The sequence below is a fragment of the Streptomyces sp. NPDC059740 genome (genome assembly GCF_042733155.1).
Taxonomy (GTDB): Bacteria; Actinomycetota; Actinomycetes; order Streptomycetales; family Streptomycetaceae; genus Streptomyces.
In genome coordinates this window covers 379,142-396,384 of record NZ_JBHWGP010000001.1, presented here as the reverse complement: position 1 = coordinate 396,384, position 17,243 = coordinate 379,142, and the positions used below count along the sequence as shown (strand labels likewise).

Genomic DNA, 17,243 nt, shown 5'->3' with positions numbered 1-17,243 from the left:
ACCGGCGCTTCTTCCGCCCCGCGGCCAGGCCCCGCGTGCCCGCCCGGGCAGTGCACCGGCCACCGGCGGTGCTCCCGCGCCGGCGGAGAGGGTGCCTACCCCAGCAGTTCCTCCCCCACGTAGCCGTTCTTCCCCTGCGGGGCCCGGGGCACGGCGTACAGCCCGCTCGCCTCGTGACGGATGAAGGGGGAAAGCGCGTCGCCCCGGTCCAGCTTCGTCTGGATCGGCGTGAAGGCCCGCAGCGGGTCGGCCTGCCAGCAGACGAAGAGCAGCCCCGCGTCCGGGGAGCCGTCGTCGAGCAGCCCGTCGTGGTAGGAGAAGGTCCGGCGCAGCAGCGTCGCCCCCTGGTTGGCCGCGGGTGCCGCGATACGGGCGTGGGCGTCGCCGGGGATCACCGGAGTGCCGTCCGGCCCGGTGCGGTCCAGGTCCAGCGGGGTGCTCTCGTGGCCGCCGGTGAGCGGGGCCCCGTCGGACTTGCGGCGCCCGATGACCCGCTGCTGCTTGTCCAGGGTCTGCTTCTCCCAGTCGTCCAGCAGCATGCGGATCCGGCGGAAGACGGCGAACGAGCCGCCGCGCATCCACTCCTGGGAGGTGTCCGAGCCGGCGAAGATCTTCCCGTCGAAGTCGTGGTCGGCCGGTTTCGGGTTGCCGGTGCCGTCCACCTGCCCCATCAGGTTGCGCACCGTCATCGGCTTCGGCGTCGCCCCCGGGGCCCGGTTGAAGCCGCTCATCTCCCAGCGGGGCCGGGCGGCGTCCCCGGCGGCCTTGCGCAGCGCCCGCAGCGCGTGGAAGGCCACCAACGGGTCGTCGGCGCCGATCTGCACCCACAGGTCGCCGTTGCTGCGCCGGGCGTCCAGCGCGTCACCGGAGAAGTGGGGCAGCGGGTCGAGTTCGACCGGACGGTGGGCGGTGAGGCCGGTGCGGCCGAAGAAGCTGTGCCCGAAACCGAAGGTCACGCTCAGCGACGAGGGACCGGCGTCCAGCGCCACACCGGTGTCGTGCACGGTGGGCTGTCCGGCCATGACCTCGCGGGCGGTGGTGGTCCACCGGCGCATGAGGGCGACGGCCTCCTTGCGGCCTGCGCCGGGGGCCAGGTCGAAGGCGAGGAGGTGGCCGCAGGCCTGGGCGCGGGTGACGATGCCGGACTGGGGGGCGCCGTACGCGGTGCGGTGCGAGGCGGCCGTCCCGAGCCGGGTCGAACCGACGCTGTCCAGCGGTGTGGTCCCCCGGTCGTGCGCCGCGACGGCCACGCCGCCACCCGCCGTCCCCACGACCAGGCCCGCGGCACCGGCGGCCGACACCGTGCCGAGCAGGCGCCGCCGGGAGAGCCCGCCACCGCCCGCTGTGGCCGCGGCCCCGGTCCCGGCGGCCCTGCCCCCGGCCGCTCCGGCACCGGCTGGGGGTGTCCCGTCCGGGCCGTTGCGACCGTCCCGGGCCCCTGCCGGCGCTCCGGCGGTCCGTGCCGCAGCTTGCGCCTCTCCTCGCGCCCCGCCGTTCGCCGCTCCCCGGGTCCTCGCGCCCGGAGCCGACCGCCGTGCGCTGGGGCCGTGCTCCTCCGGCCCGCGCCCCTCGGCACGGCCCCGCGACTCCGACCTGACCTGCTTTGCCATCAGCTGACCTGCACGTTCCTGTACTCGGTGATTTCGTCGATGTCGGAGGTGCGCACCGTCAGCGCGAGCTGCCAGGTGCCCGGCACCGGCAGCTGCACTCCGGCGGCCGCCCAGTGGCCCTGGTCGATCCGGGAGACGTCGACGGGCAACGGCCCGAGGTGCTTCGCCTTCTGGGTGAGGGCCACGCGGACCTCGGGCACGTCCATGCTCGCACCCGAGGGCCCGGTGAGCGTCAGGTGCACGGTGTTGGGCGCCCCGGTGCGCGCCGGGTCCAGTTCGAGGTGTGCCGTCCCGCTGCCGTGCGGCCCGCCGGTGTCGAACGGCACGGTCAGCGAGACCGGTCCCGCGGGGGCCGGCGTCCGGGACCCGGCGGTGGACGCGTGGACGGCCTCCTCGGTGCGGGCCGGTTCCGTGGTGCTCAGCGCGGTGGCCACGACGAGCAGCACCACCGCCACGACCGTTTCGAGCAGCACCGAGCGCCGCAGACCGGAGCGGAACGGGTCCGACTCGCGTTCCCGGCGCCGCCGCGCCCGTTCCGCCGCCACGCGCTGCCGGTCCAGCTGGGCCGCGCGTGCACTCCCGGCCGGAGCGGACGGCGCGGACGGCGAGGACGGCGCGGCAGTGGCGGACGGCAGGGTCCCCGCAGGCCCCGCAGACTCCGCAGGCTCCGCAGACCCCCCAGACTCGGCAGGCTCCGCAGATCCGGACGAAGGAGAGCACGCAGACCCCGCAGAGGCCGCAGACCCCGCAGAGGCCGTAGACCCCGAAGAGGTCGAGGAGGCCGCAGAAGTGAGGGACGGCGAGGAAGTGACGGACGCCGCGGACGCCGTCGGGGCCGGGCCTGCCCCGCGCGCGGCCTCGGCCGTCAGCCGGCCGGTCCAGCGGCGGGAGAAGGCCGCGGCGGCGACCATCACGGCGACCAGCGCGACCTTGAGCAGCAGCAGCTTGCCGTAGGTGGTGTCGACCAGCCCGTGCCAGGTCCCCACCTGCCGCCACGACTGGTACAGCCCGGTGGCCACCAGGACGAGCACTGCCGTGAAGGCGGCGCGGGAGAACCGGCGCACCGTCCTGGCCGGCACCGCGGGACCGCGGTACAGGGAGACCAGCAGGGCCGCCAGACCACCCAGCCAGACGGCGACCGCCAGCAGGTGCAACATGTCGACGGGGACGGCGAGTTGCGTCTGGAGCCCGGTGGAGGCGTGCTCGGACATCGACCAGGTGGCCGCCAGGCCCGCCGCCAGGACGGCACCGCCCACCGCGAGCCCCGCAGCGGGGTCCCCGCCGCCCACCCGGCCGGACCGCTGCCCGCTACCGGTCTCCCCCGCCCCCGGCGAGGCCCCCGCGGAGCCCGGCACGGGCGACCCGGCCGCGGCGGTGTCGGCCGCGTCGGTGTCGGCTGCGGGGGTGTCGGACGCGGGGCCCGCCCCGGCCTCGCCTGTCTCTCTGGCCTCGACTGTCCCGTCAGCCTCGCCCGTCCCGGCAGCCCCGGCCTCCTCCGCGTCCTCCCGGGTCCTGGCCCGCGCGTACGAGCCGAACAGCACGGCCATGAAGAGCGCCGCCGTCGCCAGCAGCAGCAGCCTCGCCAGCAGTGCCGCGCCCGGCGCGGTCGCCAGGGTGTGGCGCAGGCCCATGAGGTCGAGGACGTCGGAGAGGTGCCCCGAGCCGGTGTACGGCGTGCGCAGCAGCAGCATGGCGATGGTGGAGCCGACCAGCACCCCCCAGCCGGCCACCAGCAGCCGCTGCACGGGACGGTGTCCGGCCGCAGCGGGCCGGCAGGCCAGGACGGAGAAGGCGGCGCCGACGAACACCACGAAGCCCGCGTACGCGAGGTAGCGGCACACCTGGTAGAGCCCGCCCACGAGCCCGCCGCCCGCCGGTGTGCCCGGTACCTTGGCGGCGGTCCTGGACGGCGCGCCGACGGAGAAGGTGAAGGCGCCCGAGACAGGGTGGCTGTCCGCCGACACCGCCTGCCAGGCCACGGTGTACGTGCCGTGCCGCAGCGTGGCGGGCAGCAGGGCCCCGTAGGTCACCGTGGATCCGTGGCTGAGGTCGACCAGCCGGTGCCGGTCCACCCGCTTGCCCGCCGGGTCCAGGACGCGTACCGAGTCGTCGTCCACCGTCACGCCCTCGGAGAACGTCAGGGTGACGCGTGCGGGCGGGTCGGCCACCACCGATCCCGCCGCCGGGGTGCTCGCGGTCAGCGCCGCGTGCGCCGAGGCGGGCGCGGCGCTCCCCAGCAGCGCGGCCAGCAGCAGCGCCGCCAGGACCAGCAGGCGACGGACCAGCGGCCCGGCGCCCGGCGTCCGGCGGTCCCGCAGCCGACGGCCCCGGGGCGGTGGGAGCAGGCTGTCCGGTCCCCTCCGGTGCTCCGGGCGGCGGGTCGGGAGAACGGTGGCTGGCATACGGCGTCCCTAGGAGTGGGAGGTGGGCGGCACGTACGTGGCGGAACGGACCGGGACCTTCACCGTCACCGGCCGGGACTTGGCGAAGTGGAGTGCGAAGGTGACCTGGTCACCCTCGACCACCGTGCGGCGCAGGTTCATCAGCATCAGGTGGTTGCCGCCGTGGGCGAGGGCGAGCCGGCCGTGCGCCGGGACGGGCAGGGACGACACCTGCTGCATGGCGCCGCCCTTCGTCCGGTGGATGGTGACGTCACCGGCGACGTCGCTGGTCACCGAGGTCAGTTTGTCGGCGGTGCCGCCGCTGTTGGTGATGTCGAGGAAACCGGCCGCCATGTCGCGGTTCACGGGCTGCGGCAGGTAGGCCCCCGAGACCGTGAGGTGCGGCGGTGCGGCGTGGTCCTCGGACGTGGTGGAACAGCCGGCGGTGGTGAGCCCGACGGCGAGAGCGAGCAGGGCGGGGGCGAGGGTGCGGCGGCGGGTCACGGGGTGCGCCCCTGGGTGAGGTGGGACAGCGCCGTGCGGTACCGGTCGGCCGTCGCGTCCTGCATGCCGATCCAGTGGATGCGGTCGTCCTTGGCGGAGGCGAGGAGCACCTGCGCGCCGTGGGTGGAGACGATGTCGCCGTTCTTCTTCCTGTACGGCTTGGCCAGGGCGACGTTGACGCTCTTCGCGGCCTTCTGGATGGTGGTGAAGTCACCGGTGAGGCCGACGAAGTCGGAGTCGATGCCGCCCAGCCACTTCTTCAGCGCCGTGGGGGTGTCGCGCTGCGGGTCGGAGGTGATGAACACCACCCGCAGGTCCTTGCGCTGCTCGGCGGGGAGCCGCTTGGCGGCCACGGCCAGGTTCGCCATCGTCAGCGGGCAGACGTCGGGGCAGTGGGTGTAGCCGAAGTAGATCAGCGTGGGGTGGCCACGGGTCTCCTTGCGCAGGTCGTACGGCTTGCCGTCGGTGTCGGTGAGCTTCACGTCGGGCTTGGCCAGCGGGGTGCCGGAGTCGATGATCGTCTGGCGGGGGGAGGCCGAGACCTCCGCGGCGGGCTTGTCGCCGGAGCCCTGGTCGCCGCAGGCGGTCAGGGTGAGGGCGGCCGTGGCCGCTGTCAGGGCGGCCACGAGTGTGGTGCTGATGCGCATGGTGATGGCGGTCCGTGTTCCTGGTCGTTGAGGTGCGGGGACGCGGGGGCGGGCGGGCCGGTGGCGGTCCGCCCGCCCCCGCGGTCGGTCAGGCCTGGCGGCGGCGGCCGGCCAGGACGGCGAAGGCGACGCCCACGACACCCACCACGATGCCGACGATGCCCAGGACGCGTGCGGTGGTGTCGCTGCCGCCCTCGTCCGGGGCGGCCTGCGCCTTGCTGTCGTCCTGGTGGGCGGAGGCGGCCCCGGCGTTGTCCGTGGAGCCCGTGTCACCGGTGTCGGCGGCGGTGAGCTTGAGGGTGGGCGCGGGGTTCTCCGGCTCGGGGGCGCCCTTCTTGGTGGGCTCGATCCAGCGGACCACCTCGTGGTTGGAGTAGGTCTGCAGCGCCTTGAAGGTGAGGGAGTCCACGTCGTCGGGGAGAGCGCCCATCGAGACCGGGAACTGCTGGAACTCACCCGGGTTGATCTTCCCCCCGGTCCACGTGATCTTGCTGACCGCCTCGTCGACCTTCTCGCCGTGCACCGTCACCGGCTCGGCCAGCTTCTTCTTGGTGACCTCGGCCTTCCACCCCGGCACGGGCTGGGCCATCACCGAGGCGAGCGGGTGGGAGGTGTCGAAGTCCACCTCGACCTTGACGGTGGAGGCGTTGTCCCGCTCGTTGGGGACCTTCACGTTCACGGTGGCGTAGCTGCCCTTGGGCGCTTCCGCCGGGTTGACGGTGACGTGGGCGAACGCGGGCGTGGCCAGCAGCAGGACGCCGCCGGCGGACAGGCCGGCGAGGAGCGGCAGCCGCCGGACGGAACGGCGGGCGCTCGTGCCGGCGGCGGACACCGGGACGGAAGAAACGGACTTACGGGACATCTTGACTCCTCGTGGTGGGAGAACGCGTGACGGTGGTGGCGCGGTGCGGCAGCGACGGGCCCCGTCGGGCGTCCCCCCGGCCGCGCCGGGCGGCGTCGGAGGAAACGGACGCGCCGGCGGACGGCGGACCGGTTCCGGGCACACGGCGCCGGCCGGGTCCCGCCGGGCAGGGCGGACCGGTCCGGGCCCCCGTGCCGTGCGGCGGCAGCCGGGCCGGTGCCGCGCGGTGCGGTGCGGGACGGGTCGGAGGGTGGGGTCGTCAGGCCGCGAGGGCGAGAGCGGGCGGCCCGCGGCGGACGAGAGAGTGCGTGAGGTACCAGCGCGTCGTCGAGGCCTGCTCGTCCCGGCGGACGGGCCTGCGGGGGCCGGCCCCGGCACCGGTCGTCGCGGCGCACAGCGCGCACAGCAGCAGCCAGGCGCGCCATGCCGCGGCCAGTGGGGCCCAGGCGGCCAGCGCCCGGGCAGCCGCACCCGAGAGCCGCACCAGCCGCCACAGCGCGGCCTCGCCCCGCCGCAGCAGCCAGCCGACGGCGAGGGCGGCCAGCAGGTGGCCCAGCAGCATCGGCGCCGACGGCAGCAGGCCGTGCGCGGCGCCGGAGGCGGTGGTGCCCTGCCCGAGCAGGTCGCTCAGGGCGTGCGGGTCCAGCCGCGAGTCCACCACCGTCGTGCGGGCCTGGCCCGGCGTGAGAGCCCGGCCGTCCAGCCCGCACACCAGCTGGTGGGCCAGGGCCGCCGCGTCGCGGCCGGAGAGCGAAGAAGCGGACGGTGACGAGGAGGCCGCGCGGTCCGTGTCCATCACCATGCCCGTGCCGGCGCGCATCTGGGCCCAGCCGAACAGGACGTGCAACCCGACCTGCCCCGCCGCCAGCGCCACGGCGATCCCCGGCAGCGTCCGCTCCCGGCCGGCCAGAGCGGCCACCACGGCGAACACGGCGACGCACGCCGCGGCCAGTGCCCACAGCGGGACGGTCGTACAGGAACCCATCATGTGCCCGGCGGCGGACAGCGCTACGCAGACCGCGGTGAACACCGCGGCCCTCAGGAGCCGGAGATCGGCGGCTGCGCGCGCTACGGGGGCAGACATGGCCGCGCAATCATCCCATGGGGGGACGTACGCTCCGCCAGGGGTGTGCCCCGGGGTGGCCGGGGGCGCATCCAGGGCGCATGGGAGGACTCCTGTGCACGCCCGGTGGAAGGAGGCGCGCCGCCGCAAGGGGTGGAGCCTCGCGCGGTCCGGCTCGGCTGAACGAGCGGACCGCTCTTCCCACCACGCTTACGGCCCTTGCCAAGGGGCAATACGTATCGGTATGTCGAGCCGCGGCCAGGAGGCTGGAGCGATGAGCATGTGGTGGTCTTTCCATCTGCGGCGCGAGGCTGCGAGCGTCCCGCTCGCCCGACGGCTCCTGCTGGGAACCATGGAGACCGCCGGCGTGGACCCGGACGTCTCCTTCGACCTCTCCGTCGCGTTGACAGAAGCGTGCGCCAACGCCGTCGAGCACGGTGGCGGCGCGGACTGCGGGAACTACCGGGTGACCGCGTACATCGTCGGTGACACCTGTCGCATCGAGGTCACCGACTCGGGCCCGGGCCTCCGCGAGCAGCCGGCGCCGGTGTGCACGGCCCCGGCGGGGGCGAGCGCCGCGACGGCCGAGAGCGGCCGGGGGCTGTGCATGATCGAGGCACTCACCGACCGGGTGCGCTACCGCAGCCGCTCCGGCCGCAGGGGCACGACCGTCAGTTTCGACAAGGCCCTCAAGTGGCGCGAGGGCGCCCCGCTGGCCGCCCTCTGACCGCCCGGCGCAACTCCCCCCACACGTACGGGTGACAGCCCGGGCGCCCCGCCCCGCCCGAGGGCGGCAGACGCCACCATGCCAGCCATGAACGCCGGTCACCCCTCGCGCGCCCTGTGCCCGAGCTGCCGCACCCCCATGTGGTGGGACGTCACCTACCCCTACCTGCCCACCTGGTACTGCTCGGGCTGCCGCTTCCCGGCCCCCGCCCGGCGCACCCCCGACCCCCGCCTCACCGAGGAGCGGGCCGCCCCCCAGCCTCCCGGACGCTGAACGGCGCGCCCACCCGGACGCCGAACGGCGCGCCCGCGGCAGACCCGCAGACGCGCCGTCGTACGACCCGGTCGGCGGCTCAGCCGCGCTCGGCCGCCAGCCGTGCCATCCACGCCTCGACCTCGTCGGACCGGCGCGGCAGCGCGGCCGAGAGGTTCCGGTTGCCGTCCTCGGTCACCAGCAGGTCGTCCTCGATACGGACGCCGATGCCGCGGTACTCCTCCGGGACGGTCAGGTCGTCGGCCTGGAAGTACAGGCCCGGCTCGACGGTGAGGACCATCCCCGGCTCCAGCGTCCCGTTGACGTACGCCTCGGTGCGGGCCGCGGCGCAGTCGTGGACGTCGAGGCCGAGCATGTGGCCCGTGCCGTGCAGCGTCCAGCGGCGCTGCAGCCCGAGCTCCAGGACCCGCTCGACCGGGCCCTCGACGATGCCCCACTCCACGAGCCTGGCGGCCAGCACACGCTGCGCCGCGTCGTGGAAGTCGCGGTACTTCGCCCCCGGCTGCACGGCGGCCATGCCGGCCTCCTGCGCCTCGTAGACCGCGTCGTAGACCCGGCGCTGCACCTCGCTGTACGTGCCGCTGACCGGCAGGGTGCGGGTGACGTCGGCGGTGTAGAGGGTGTGCGTCTCCACGCCGGCGTCCAGCAGCAGCAGGTCGCCGGAGCGGACCGGGCCGTCGTTGCGGACCCAGTGCAGCGTGGTGGCGTGCGGGCCGGCGGCGCAGATCGAGCCGTAGCCGACGTCGTTGCCCTCGACGCGGGCCCGCAGGAAGAAGGTGCCCTCGATCCAGCGCTCGGAGGTCGCCTGCGCCTTGTCCAGCACCTTCACGACGTCCTCGAAGCCGCGGACCGTGGAGTCCACGGCCTTCTGCAGCTCACCGACCTCGAAGTCGTCCTTCACCGCACGCGCCTCGGAGAGGTACACGCGCAGCTCCTCGTCGCGCTCGGCGGTGACCTTGTCGGTCAGCGCCTCCTCGACCGCCGCGTCGTGCCCGCGCACCACGCGCACCGGCCCGGTGGCCTCACGCAGCGTGTCCGCCAGCTCGCGCACGTCCTTGCAGGGGACGCCGAGCAGCGCCTCGGACTCCGCCAGGCTGTGGCGGCGGCCCACCCACAGCTCGCCCATGCCGTTGAGCCAGAACTCGCCGTTCTCGCGGTCCGAGCGGGGCAGCCGGTGGAGCACGGCCTCGTGCCCGCCGCCGCTGCGCGGCTCCAGGACCAGCACCGAGCCGTCCGTCTGGTCGCCGGTGAGGTAGACGTACTCGGTGGCGGCGCGGAAGGGGTACTCGGTGTCGTTGGAGCGGGTCTTCAGGGTCCCCGCGGGGATCACCAGCCGCTCGCCGGGGAACCGCTCGGAGAGCGCCGCGCGGCGGCGGGCGGCGTTCCCGGCCTGCTCGATCGGCTTGAGGTCACGCAGCTCGGTGTCGGCCCAGCCCGACTTCATGTTCTCGGCGAGCTCGTCCGAAACGCCCGGGTACAGGCCGTTCTTGCGCTGCTTGATCGGCTCTTCCGCCTCCGCCTCCGGGGTCTCCGGGGTGAGCTCGTCGGCCACAGTGCCTCCTGGTGTGCGCGTCGGATGAGGACCTTTCCGACTTCTACGGTTCCCCTTCCATCGTATGGGCGTGCGCACCGCGGCACAGGGGGTGGGACTGTGACCTTTGCGTCCCGACCGTCCGGAGCCGGGCGGAACCCGGCCTACCGCTCGAAGCGTGCCGCCAGCAGCACGACGTCCTCCGCGGAGTCCGGGGCGTCGAGGCCGTCGGGCAGCAGCTGGGACACGACGTGGTCGACGAGCGCCTCCACGTCCGCGCGCGCCGCCCGGGGAGCCGAGCAGGCCGCGGCGTGCAGCCGCGTGAAGGCCCGGTCCATCGGCTCGCCGGTGCGGTGCAGCAGGCCGTCGCTGTACAGCAGCAACGTCTCGCCCGGTTCCGGCGTGATCTGGACGCTGGGCGCCTCCCAGCAGGCCAGCATGCCCAGCGGCGCCGAGACCGTCGTCTCCACGTACTCCGCCCTGCCCTCACCGACCAGCAGCGGCGGGCAGTGCCCCGCCCCGGCCAGCAGGACGCGGCGGGCGGCGGGCTCGGCGAAGGCGAACAGCGCCGTGGCGCTGCGGGCCGGCTCGGTCAGCCGCAGCAGCAGCTCCAGGTCGGAGAGGACCGCCACCGGGTCCTCCCCCTCCATGACGGCGTACGCCCGCAGGCTGGAGCGCAGCCGCCCCATCGCCGCGACCGCCGCCGGGCCCGACCCGGTCACCGCCCCGACCGCCAGGCCCATCGCGCCCTCCGGCAGGGACAGGGCGTCGTACCAGTCGCCGCCGCCCCGGGGGCCCGAGCTGTGCCGCACCGCCAGCCGGACACCGGGGATGCGCGGCAGCCGGTGGGGCAGCAGCTCCTCGCGGAGCGTGGCGAGGTCCGCCACGTGGCGGTGCAACTCCAGCAGGCAGGCCAGGTGCTGCTCGGCGTGCGACTGGTAGAGCCCCACCAGGTGCCGCTGGCGTTCGGTGGGCTGCGCGGGCTCGTCGAAGAGCCACATCGCCGCCCCGAGGGTGTCGGCGGCCGGCCCCCGGGCCGCCGCCGCGTCCCTCTCCCGCGCGAGCGGGACGGTGTAGGTGGCGGCGCACCCCAGGCGGCCGGCGACCTCGCGCAGCCGGGGGTGGAGGTCGCTCTCGCCGAGGAGGTCGGGCCGGCACGCCCCGGTGCGCACCGGGGCCCCCGCGGGCGCCTCGGCAGCCGGCCGGGGGCCGCTGAGGCCCGCGCCGGGGCCGGGCAGGGGAGCGTCGTGGGTGGGGGTGGCCGGCCGCGGCCTGCCACCTGCGGGAGGTTGCACCACGGGGACGGGGTCGTCCGGGGCCGCTGGCGGGGTCGCCGGGTCGGGCTCGGGCAGTCCGTCGAGGATGCGCCCGTAGGAGGTCGCGCAGCGGGGGACGGTCTCCAGGTGGCCGATGTCGGCCGGGCCGAGGCCGAAACCCACCGTGGTGGCGGGGCCGAGGCCGTCGGAGGGTTCGAGGGTGACCAGCCCCCGCCGGGCGCCGACGAGCCAGGCGCCGGCCCGGGCGGTCTCGCGCAGGGCCTCGTGCAGCGTCCTGGTGCGGGTCAGCGAGGAGGTCAGGTCGTGGAGGGTGGCGAGGTCGGCGAGCCAGCCGGCCATCCGGTCCTGCACGGCGGCGAGTTGGCTGCCCGTGGCCATCGCGGTGGCGGCCGTGGGGAGTTCGGCAGTCTGGGTCGGGGCCGGAACGCTGGGTTCGATTCCGGCCACTTTCGGGGCGTGGGGAGCGGTCATGCCGGACGACTCGTGGTGCCGACGGGACCGCCCCAGGTCAGGACGGTGGGTGGCACGGCCTGTGGCGGCCGCGGGGACGGAGGGCGGTCCGCCCGTTCGTCCACAACGCTCAGCAGCATCGCAAACCCCCATGTCCTGCTGTTCCGCTGGCAATGTGTCCACATCTACACGGACCTGTCACGAGTGTCCAGCACTGTCCGTTCGGCCCGGTCGGTGTCCGGACCCCCGAGGAGTGGCGGCTCCCGCAGGCCAGGGGAATTCGGCTGAAAATCGCCCTGTGGTGCCGGGCGGTGCGATCGGATGACGGACATCCACAGCGCGTCATGTACACGATGGCGGGTACGGAACGGTTGTGTGCGGTGCACGCGCAGTACGGGGAACCTTCCGACGAGCACGGCCGTCCTCACCGGTGACGACCGTTGTGCACCTCGCGGCGGGAGCGCGGTTGCGGGCCAAAGGGCCCACCCGTGCAGCTCTGGCCCGCCACCTGTTCGGTGCCCGAAGTGACGTGCTGTCCGTACGCAAGGTCAGAAGAACCGCTAGTGGCGTGAAACGGTAGGCACGCGTTCCGCTGCCGGTGACACGCCGCACGACTGTCGAGACCGCGGCACCCGCCTCGGTGCCGGTCGCCCTCGACACGCAGGCGCGATGGAACAGCCCCAGGGCCGCCAGCTTTCGGAACAGGCCCCGCGAGCCCGGCACGCTCCGAAGGAAAGGCCCTGGGAACCTCGGCGTTCACGGAAAGGAACGAGCGCTCATGCGCGAGATCCCTGGAAGGCGACGCAAGATCCTCAGCGGGCTCGGCGGGAGGCCGGACCTCGCCGGGACGGCGCTGCTGTGCGCCACCCGGTGGGGTTGGCCGGTAGTCCCCGGTGCCGGCCCGGCCGGTGAGCCCGCGGCGGTCCCACCCTCCGGCGGCGGCATGCGGATGGCCGGTGCGGTGCGGCGTTCCCTCGGCCGCGCCCGGCGCACCCGCCGGCCGGACACCGCGGCCGCAACCCTCCGCTGCGCCTGCGAGGACCCCGGCTGCGTCGTGCCCGGCGCCCACCCCTTCGACCCCGGTCTGCTCGCCGCCACCACCGACGAGCGGATGGTGCGGTGGTGGTGGACCCGCCGCCCCGACGCCCCCGTCGTCCTCGCGACCGGAGGCCGTGCCCCCTGTGCGCTGAGCCTGCCCGCCGAGGCCGGCGCGCCCGCCCTCGCGGCCCTCGACCACTTCGGCGTCCCGACCGGACCGGTCCTCGCCACCCCCACCCGGTGGGCGCTCCTGGTGGCGCCCTACTCGCTCGGCGCACTCGGCGAGCTGCTCAACGAGCAGGAATGGGTGCCCAGTTCGCTGCGCTTCCACGGCGAGGGCGGCTACCTGGCGCTGCCGCCGTCACCGGTCGGCACCGGACGGACGACCTGGGTCCGGCCGCCCCTGCCCGGTCCCGCCGCGCCCTGGCTGCCCGACGTCGCCACCATCGTCGACGCCCTGGTGCGCGCGAGTGTCGAGGCGCCCGACGGGGACAGCAGGCTCGCCTACTGAGGGCCGTCCCGTGGCCGAGGCCGGGGGGGCGGGCCCGGCGGGAACGGCAGCCTCGTGCGCCGGATGACACGTACGGGTGTCAACCGGCGCCGGTTGTCCGGGAAATGGGTGTCTGTCCACCGGAACGCCTGACGGGAGCCGATATGTTCGGGCCTCCGTCAAGCATGACCTCGTGGGATGGGTGAGACAGGTGGGACAACCCGAGCGGGCTTCGAACCTCCGGGTGACCGCACTCGCAAGTGCGGTGGCCCTCGCTGTCGCCCTGCCCCTGGCCGCCGCGACCGCCAGACCGGCGAGGTCCGAGCGCACCCCGCCGCAGGACCCCCCGCAGGGTTCGGCCCTGCTCCCGGCGACCGGTGCCGTCGGTTCCGGGCTGTTCCTCACCGGCGAGCGGACGGACCCGGGCGCCGGCCGGGGGCCCACCTCCGGGCCGCACCGCGGCCTGCTCACCGGCAAGGGTGACGGGGCCGGAACACCGCTGACCGACGGCGGGGGCCCACAGGCGTCCGAGGACCACGCGACGGTGTGCGGGCCGGAACTCGCCGCCCCGCAGGGGCTCCAGGCGCAGACCTGCGTCACGGCTGCCGACGGGCGCGTCGGAGCCGTCTCGTACTACCGCAACTCCTCCGGCGCGCCGCTGCGAGCCGTCGTGACGCTGATGGGACGGGACGGCGCAGTCCGGCAGGCGCACTGCGAGGTGCCGGCCGCCGACGAACCGGGCGAGTGCCGCACTTCGACCCGCCCCCTCGGAACGGACACGCCCGCGTCGGCGGTCGCCGCGCACGAGGCGGTCACCGAGTTCTCCGACCCGAAGGGCGAACGGCTGCTGCTCCGCGTCGGCAGCGCCCGGACCGCCGCGGCCGGATCGGACTCCGTGCGCTCGTGATCAATGCACCTAGCCGGAGTGGACTTCGTGCAGGGGGCGGAGCCGGGCGCGGGGGCGGGAGCGGAACGAGACTCCGGGACGGAACGCGGCCCGGGGGCCGGGGGGATACGTGCGCCGGGACCGGTGTGGCGGGAAATCGCCTGTCGCGTCAGGTCTGCCCACGGCTGTGAGGCGTCAGACGGGAGTGCCGAACACGTCCGACAGGTCGGGGAGCCTGTGTGAGCGGCACCGGGTGCCCTCGGTCGTACGGGCGGGGGCGAGGGGATCGACCGCTGCACCAAGAGGCGTCGGTGCCGTCCGCACATGGAAACGCCCGGTCGCTGGCGACGGGGGATGCACCAGCGACCGGGCTGCTTAGAACCGTAACAAGAGTTGCCCCGATCGCAAATCCGAACGTGCTTTTCCAGACGCGTCGTCCCCGGTGGATATGGCGGCGCGTGACACGTTTCACGTCCCACGCCCGGCACATCCTCATCCGGAGGATTTGCCGTGTTCGGTCCGGCACCGGGTGCCGGACCGACCGGGGCCGGGCGTCAGCTCAGCGTCACCTGACGGTTGATGAGACCGCCGCGGGCCCGGCGCTCCGCCGCGCTCAGCGCACCGGTCGCCGCCAGGGCCTTGGTGAACCGCTCGCCGAACTCCTGCGCCGGACCCGCCACCGCCTCGGCGTCCATGCCCGTGGGCAGGTCCCACACCGGCACCACGAGGCCGTGCGCGCGGAACGAGCCCACCAGGCGGGTGCCCTGGCCCAGAGTGCTCTCCTCGGCGGCGTGCAGCCGGGCCAGGGCGTCCAGCAACTGCTCCTCGGGGTGGTCCATGACCCAGCGCAGGTGGTTCTTCTCGCCGGCGTCGCACCAGTACGCCCCCGTCAGGCCGGGCAGCCTGCGGGTCGGGATCGCCGCCTCGTTGGCACGCTCCAGCGAGGCGGTGACCTCGGCGGAAGCACTCTCGGCGTTCTCCACCCAGAACTCGAACCCGCTGTGCACCTCGGGGGTGAACGGGGCGTCGGGATCGAGGAGGTCCTGAAGCCGGGGTCCGTCGGAGGCCGGACGGCCGGCGGCCACCGGCGTCCCCGGTGCCGCGCCCAGCGCCCGCTGGAGGGTGTCCGCGAGGTCGCGGCTGATGTCACCGGAGGCCGTGTCGTTCTGCAGGCCGAGGAGGACCGAGCCGTCGTCACGTCGCAGCGCGGGCCAGGCCATGGGCAGGACGGTGGCGAGGGTCACCGAGGGCACCCCCTCGGGCAGGCCGTCCCGCAGCGTCAGGGGCGCCGTCGCCGCCGGCACCAGCTCCCGCAGCGCCACCCAGTCGCACTCGCCGGGCAGCCCCTCGAAGGGCCTGCGCACCAGCTCGGTGACGGCGTGCGAGGCCGCCCGCCCGTGGCAGGCCTTGTAGCGGCGGCCGGACCCGCAGGGGCACGGCTCGCGGGCACCGACGACGGGCACCTCGCCGGAGGTGGTCTGCGGGGTCGAGGACTTCGTCTGGGGGCGGCGCTTCTTGGCCATACGGGAGGTCTCCTGGTCGTGCGGACGCCTACCCGCGGGAGCCTAACGCCACGGCCGCGTCCCAGGCCGGGGGTTGCGCCCGGCGAGAGGGCAGCCGCCCCCTGTCAGGCGATGTCGTCCAGGTCCGCGAAGGCGAGTTCCGGCGGCAACCCCGCGGCGAGCCGGGCCTGCACGTCCGCCGGCAGCCCGTGCGCGGCGGACGAGGCCGCACCCGGCGCGTAGGCGTCCTCACCGGGCAGCACCGCCCACACCGTCACCTCGGGGCCGCGGCTGCGCACGCCCCAGTCCTTGGCGAGCGACCTGATGATCGCCAGCCCCCGGCCGCCGTGGGCGGTGATCGACGGAGTGGCCGGAAGTGGTCGGGTGGGCCCGCCACCGTCGGTGACCGACACCGTCAGGCACGCCTGCGCGTCGAGACTCCAGCTCGCCCGTACGTACTCCGTCCTGTCGCCGTAGGCCGCACCGGAACGCTCGGGTGCCGGGAGCACCGGGAGCGGCCGGGCGTGCCGGCAGGCGTTGCTCAGCAACTCCGACAGGACCAGCACCGCATCGTCCACGACCTGCTCGGCGACGCCCGCGGCCCGCAGTTCCTCTCGCATGCGCCGCCTGGCCACACCCACGCCCGCAGGGCTGTGGGGTACGGCCATAGCCGACGCCGCCGGCACCTCGTGTGCCATTACCAACGTCACCCCCGAGACCTCCTTTGCCCCACGCCACGGGTTGAATGCCCAGGTGGGCCCGACCGGAAACCGGCCAGTCGCGCTCCTCCGGGTCACCGTCCCCCGCGCGCGTGCGCCGGGTGCGCCGGGGTGCACGCCCGCAGGGCGGAGGGTGAGGAGACCGCCCGGGCCCCGAGGACGGCCCGTGGCCCGATTCAGCCCCCCGCCGGAGCGAGCTGACGGCGTACCGGCCCCGGACGGTTGGTGATGACGGCGTCCACCCCCAGCTCACGGCAGAGGTCGACGTCCTCGGGGCGGTCCACGGTCCAGACGTGCACCTGGTGCCCCCGCGCATGCGCCCGCTCGACGTACCAGGGGTGGGCGCGCAGGGTGCGGATGCCGGGGGCGGCGATGCGGACGCCGGGCGGGAGGGTGCCGTCCCGGTGCCGCGGACTGAGGAACTGCATGAGCAGCACACCCGGCACCGCGGGCGCCAGGGCGTGCACCCGGTGCAGGGAGCGCGCCGAGAAGCTCATCACCCGGGCCGCCGGAGGCGAGCCGTCCCGGGGCGCCGCCGTCAGCCCGAAGCGGTCCAGCAGTTCCACCAGGCGGGTCTCCACCTGGCCCGCCCAGCGGCTGGGGTGCTTGGTCTCCACCGCCAGCTCCACCCGGCGGCCCGCGTCGACGACCAGTTCCAGCAGCCGCTCCAGCGTCAGGACGGAGGTGCGGTCGGCGAACTCGGGATCGTCGGCGTGGTCGTGCTGCCGGTCGGGTTCCTCACCGAAGTCGGCGGTGACCGGGTGCTCCACGGCCGCGCCCCCGCCGCCCGGCACGACGACCGCCGCGGCACCGCCGGAGGGGGTGGCACGCCGGCCCGTCCGGCCCCGCCCGGTGCCGGCCGTCCGGCCGCCCACCCGCAGGGCCCGTCCGCGGTTGCGGGCCAGGTCGCGCCGGACCCCGTCCTTCCACGAGCCGAAGTCGAGCGCCGCCAGGTCGGCCAGTTCCAGCGCCGAGACCGCGCCCCTGCCGTTGGACGTGCGGTTGACCCGCCAGTCGTGCACGCAGACGAGGTGACCGTCGGCGGTGAGGCGCACGTCACACTCCAGCCCGTCCGCGCCGTCCTCGATCGCTCTGCGGTAGGCGGCCAGGGTGTGTTCGGGCACGTCCTCGGACGCACCCCGGTGGGCGACGATCGAGGGGACCGGCGGCCTGCCCTCGCCGACCGCGGCCGGGCGTTCACAGCTCACCGGGTTATCGTGCCACCGGCCGGGCCGGACATGCCCCGGACGGGTGCACCCGGTGCGCCCGCGCCGTGCCGGGGC

General features: G+C 75.1%; 15 protein-coding genes. 4 read left to right on the top strand and 11 right to left on the bottom strand.

Features of this window, described 5'->3' with window-relative positions:
• Positions 1 to 95 precede the first annotated feature (95 nt).
• The 6 genes from efeB to ACFV3R_RS01395 form a co-directional block, all read right to left on the bottom strand.
• On the bottom strand, positions 96 to 1,610 hold the full coding sequence (efeB, locus tag ACFV3R_RS01420; protein WP_385573365.1) for an iron uptake transporter deferrochelatase/peroxidase subunit: 1,515 nt from the start codon (positions 1,608 to 1,610) through the stop codon (positions 96 to 98).
• On the bottom strand, positions 1,610 to 4,012 hold the full coding sequence (locus ACFV3R_RS01415) for a copper resistance protein CopC (protein WP_385573363.1): 2,403 nt from the start codon (positions 4,010 to 4,012) through the stop codon (positions 1,610 to 1,612). Before ACFV3R_RS01415 ends, efeB begins: the two co-directional genes overlap by 1 nt.
• 9 nt (positions 4,013 to 4,021) lie before the next feature.
• Positions 4,022 to 4,495 carry a copper chaperone PCu(A)C gene (locus ACFV3R_RS01410; protein WP_385573360.1) on the bottom strand — a complete coding sequence of 158 codons (474 nt, stop codon included), beginning with the start codon at positions 4,493 to 4,495 and terminating at the stop codon, positions 4,022 to 4,024.
• The gene (locus tag ACFV3R_RS01405; protein ID WP_385573358.1) at positions 4,492 to 5,142 is read right to left on the bottom strand and encodes an SCO family protein; all 651 of its coding nucleotides are present in this window, start codon (positions 5,140 to 5,142) and stop codon (positions 4,492 to 4,494) included. The genes ACFV3R_RS01410 and ACFV3R_RS01405 overlap by 4 nt, the downstream gene beginning before the upstream one ends.
• Before the next feature lie 88 nt (positions 5,143 to 5,230).
• Positions 5,231 to 6,004 carry a YcnI family protein gene (locus ACFV3R_RS01400; RefSeq protein ID WP_385573355.1) on the bottom strand — a complete coding sequence of 258 codons (774 nt, stop codon included), beginning with the start codon at positions 6,002 to 6,004 and terminating at the stop codon, positions 5,231 to 5,233.
• A 259-nt stretch (positions 6,005 to 6,263) separates the two neighbouring features.
• The gene (locus tag ACFV3R_RS01395; RefSeq protein WP_385573353.1) at positions 6,264 to 7,088 is read right to left on the bottom strand and encodes a hypothetical protein; all 825 of its coding nucleotides are present in this window, start codon (positions 7,086 to 7,088) and stop codon (positions 6,264 to 6,266) included.
• Between the two features lie 253 nt (positions 7,089 to 7,341).
• Here ACFV3R_RS01395 and ACFV3R_RS01390 point away from each other — a divergent pair, with 253 nt between their 5' ends.
• Positions 7,342 to 7,794, top strand: coding sequence for an ATP-binding protein (locus ACFV3R_RS01390; RefSeq protein ID WP_385573350.1), 453 nt, complete (start codon positions 7,342 to 7,344; stop codon positions 7,792 to 7,794).
• An 87-nt stretch (positions 7,795 to 7,881) separates the two neighbouring features.
• Positions 7,882 to 8,067, top strand: coding sequence for a hypothetical protein (locus ACFV3R_RS01385; RefSeq protein ID WP_385573348.1), 186 nt, complete (start codon positions 7,882 to 7,884; stop codon positions 8,065 to 8,067).
• 79 nt (positions 8,068 to 8,146) lie between these two features.
• On the opposite strand, the gene ACFV3R_RS01380 is transcribed toward ACFV3R_RS01385, so the two are convergent.
• On the bottom strand, positions 8,147 to 9,619 hold the full coding sequence (locus ACFV3R_RS01380) for an aminopeptidase P family protein (protein WP_385573345.1): 1,473 nt from the start codon (positions 9,617 to 9,619) through the stop codon (positions 8,147 to 8,149).
• 143 nt (positions 9,620 to 9,762) lie between these two features.
• Complete coding sequence (locus ACFV3R_RS01375) at positions 9,763 to 11,346, bottom strand: PP2C family protein-serine/threonine phosphatase (RefSeq protein WP_385573342.1); 1,584 nt, start codon at positions 11,344 to 11,346, stop codon at positions 9,763 to 9,765.
• Between the two features lie 757 nt (positions 11,347 to 12,103).
• Here ACFV3R_RS01375 and ACFV3R_RS01370 point away from each other — a divergent pair.
• Both ACFV3R_RS01370 and ACFV3R_RS01365 read left to right on the top strand, forming a co-directional pair.
• The gene (locus tag ACFV3R_RS01370; RefSeq protein WP_385573340.1) at positions 12,104 to 12,874 is read left to right on the top strand and encodes a bifunctional DNA primase/polymerase; all 771 of its coding nucleotides are present in this window, start codon (positions 12,104 to 12,106) and stop codon (positions 12,872 to 12,874) included.
• A gap of 223 nt (positions 12,875 to 13,097) precedes the next feature.
• Positions 13,098 to 13,760, top strand: coding sequence for a hypothetical protein (locus ACFV3R_RS01365; RefSeq protein WP_385573337.1), 663 nt, complete (start codon positions 13,098 to 13,100; stop codon positions 13,758 to 13,760).
• Between the two features lie 533 nt (positions 13,761 to 14,293).
• On the opposite strand, the gene ACFV3R_RS01360 is transcribed toward ACFV3R_RS01365, so the two are convergent.
• The 3 genes from ACFV3R_RS01360 to ACFV3R_RS01350 all read right to left on the bottom strand — a co-directional run bounded on the left by ACFV3R_RS01360 (position 14,294) and on the right by ACFV3R_RS01350 (position 17,168).
• Positions 14,294 to 15,262: a DUF5926 family protein gene (locus ACFV3R_RS01360; RefSeq protein ID WP_385573335.1), complete on the bottom strand. Its 969-nt coding sequence runs from the start codon at positions 15,260 to 15,262 to the stop codon at positions 14,294 to 14,296.
• A gap of 104 nt (positions 15,263 to 15,366) precedes the next feature.
• On the bottom strand, positions 15,367 to 16,038 hold the full coding sequence (locus ACFV3R_RS01355) for an ATP-binding protein (RefSeq protein WP_385573333.1): 672 nt from the start codon (positions 16,036 to 16,038) through the stop codon (positions 15,367 to 15,369).
• 98 nt (positions 16,039 to 16,136) lie between these two features.
• Positions 16,137 to 17,168 (bottom strand): glycerophosphodiester phosphodiesterase family protein, encoded by a 1,032-nt coding sequence (locus ACFV3R_RS01350; protein ID WP_385573332.1) that lies wholly within the window; start codon positions 17,166 to 17,168, stop codon positions 16,137 to 16,139.
• Positions 17,169 to 17,243: the final 75 nt, after the last annotated feature.

Excerpts from the sequence above, each read along its gene's own strand:
- efeB (WP_385573365.1), bottom strand. The coding sequence starts at position 1,610 with ATGGCAAAGCAGGTCAGGTCGGAGTCGCGGGGCCGTGCCGAGGGGCGC.
- ACFV3R_RS01415 (WP_385573363.1), bottom strand. The coding sequence starts at position 4,012 with ATGCCAGCCACCGTTCTCCCGACCCGCCGCCCGGAGCACCGGAGGGGA.
- ACFV3R_RS01405 (WP_385573358.1), bottom strand. The coding sequence starts at position 5,142 with ATGCGCATCAGCACCACACTCGTGGCCGCCCTGACAGCGGCCACGGCC.
- ACFV3R_RS01400 (WP_385573355.1), bottom strand. The coding sequence starts at position 6,004 with ATGTCCCGTAAGTCCGTTTCTTCCGTCCCGGTGTCCGCCGCCGGCACG.
- ACFV3R_RS01395 (WP_385573353.1), bottom strand. The coding sequence starts at position 7,088 with ATGTCTGCCCCCGTAGCGCGCGCAGCCGCCGATCTCCGGCTCCTGAGG.
- ACFV3R_RS01390 (WP_385573350.1), top strand. The coding sequence starts at position 7,342 with ATGAGCATGTGGTGGTCTTTCCATCTGCGGCGCGAGGCTGCGAGCGTC.
- ACFV3R_RS01385 (WP_385573348.1), top strand. The coding sequence starts at position 7,882 with ATGAACGCCGGTCACCCCTCGCGCGCCCTGTGCCCGAGCTGCCGCACC.
- ACFV3R_RS01375 (WP_385573342.1), bottom strand. The coding sequence starts at position 11,346 with ATGACCGCTCCCCACGCCCCGAAAGTGGCCGGAATCGAACCCAGCGTT.
- ACFV3R_RS01370 (WP_385573340.1), top strand. The coding sequence starts at position 12,104 with ATGCGCGAGATCCCTGGAAGGCGACGCAAGATCCTCAGCGGGCTCGGC.
- ACFV3R_RS01360 (WP_385573335.1), bottom strand. The coding sequence starts at position 15,262 with ATGGCCAAGAAGCGCCGCCCCCAGACGAAGTCCTCGACCCCGCAGACC.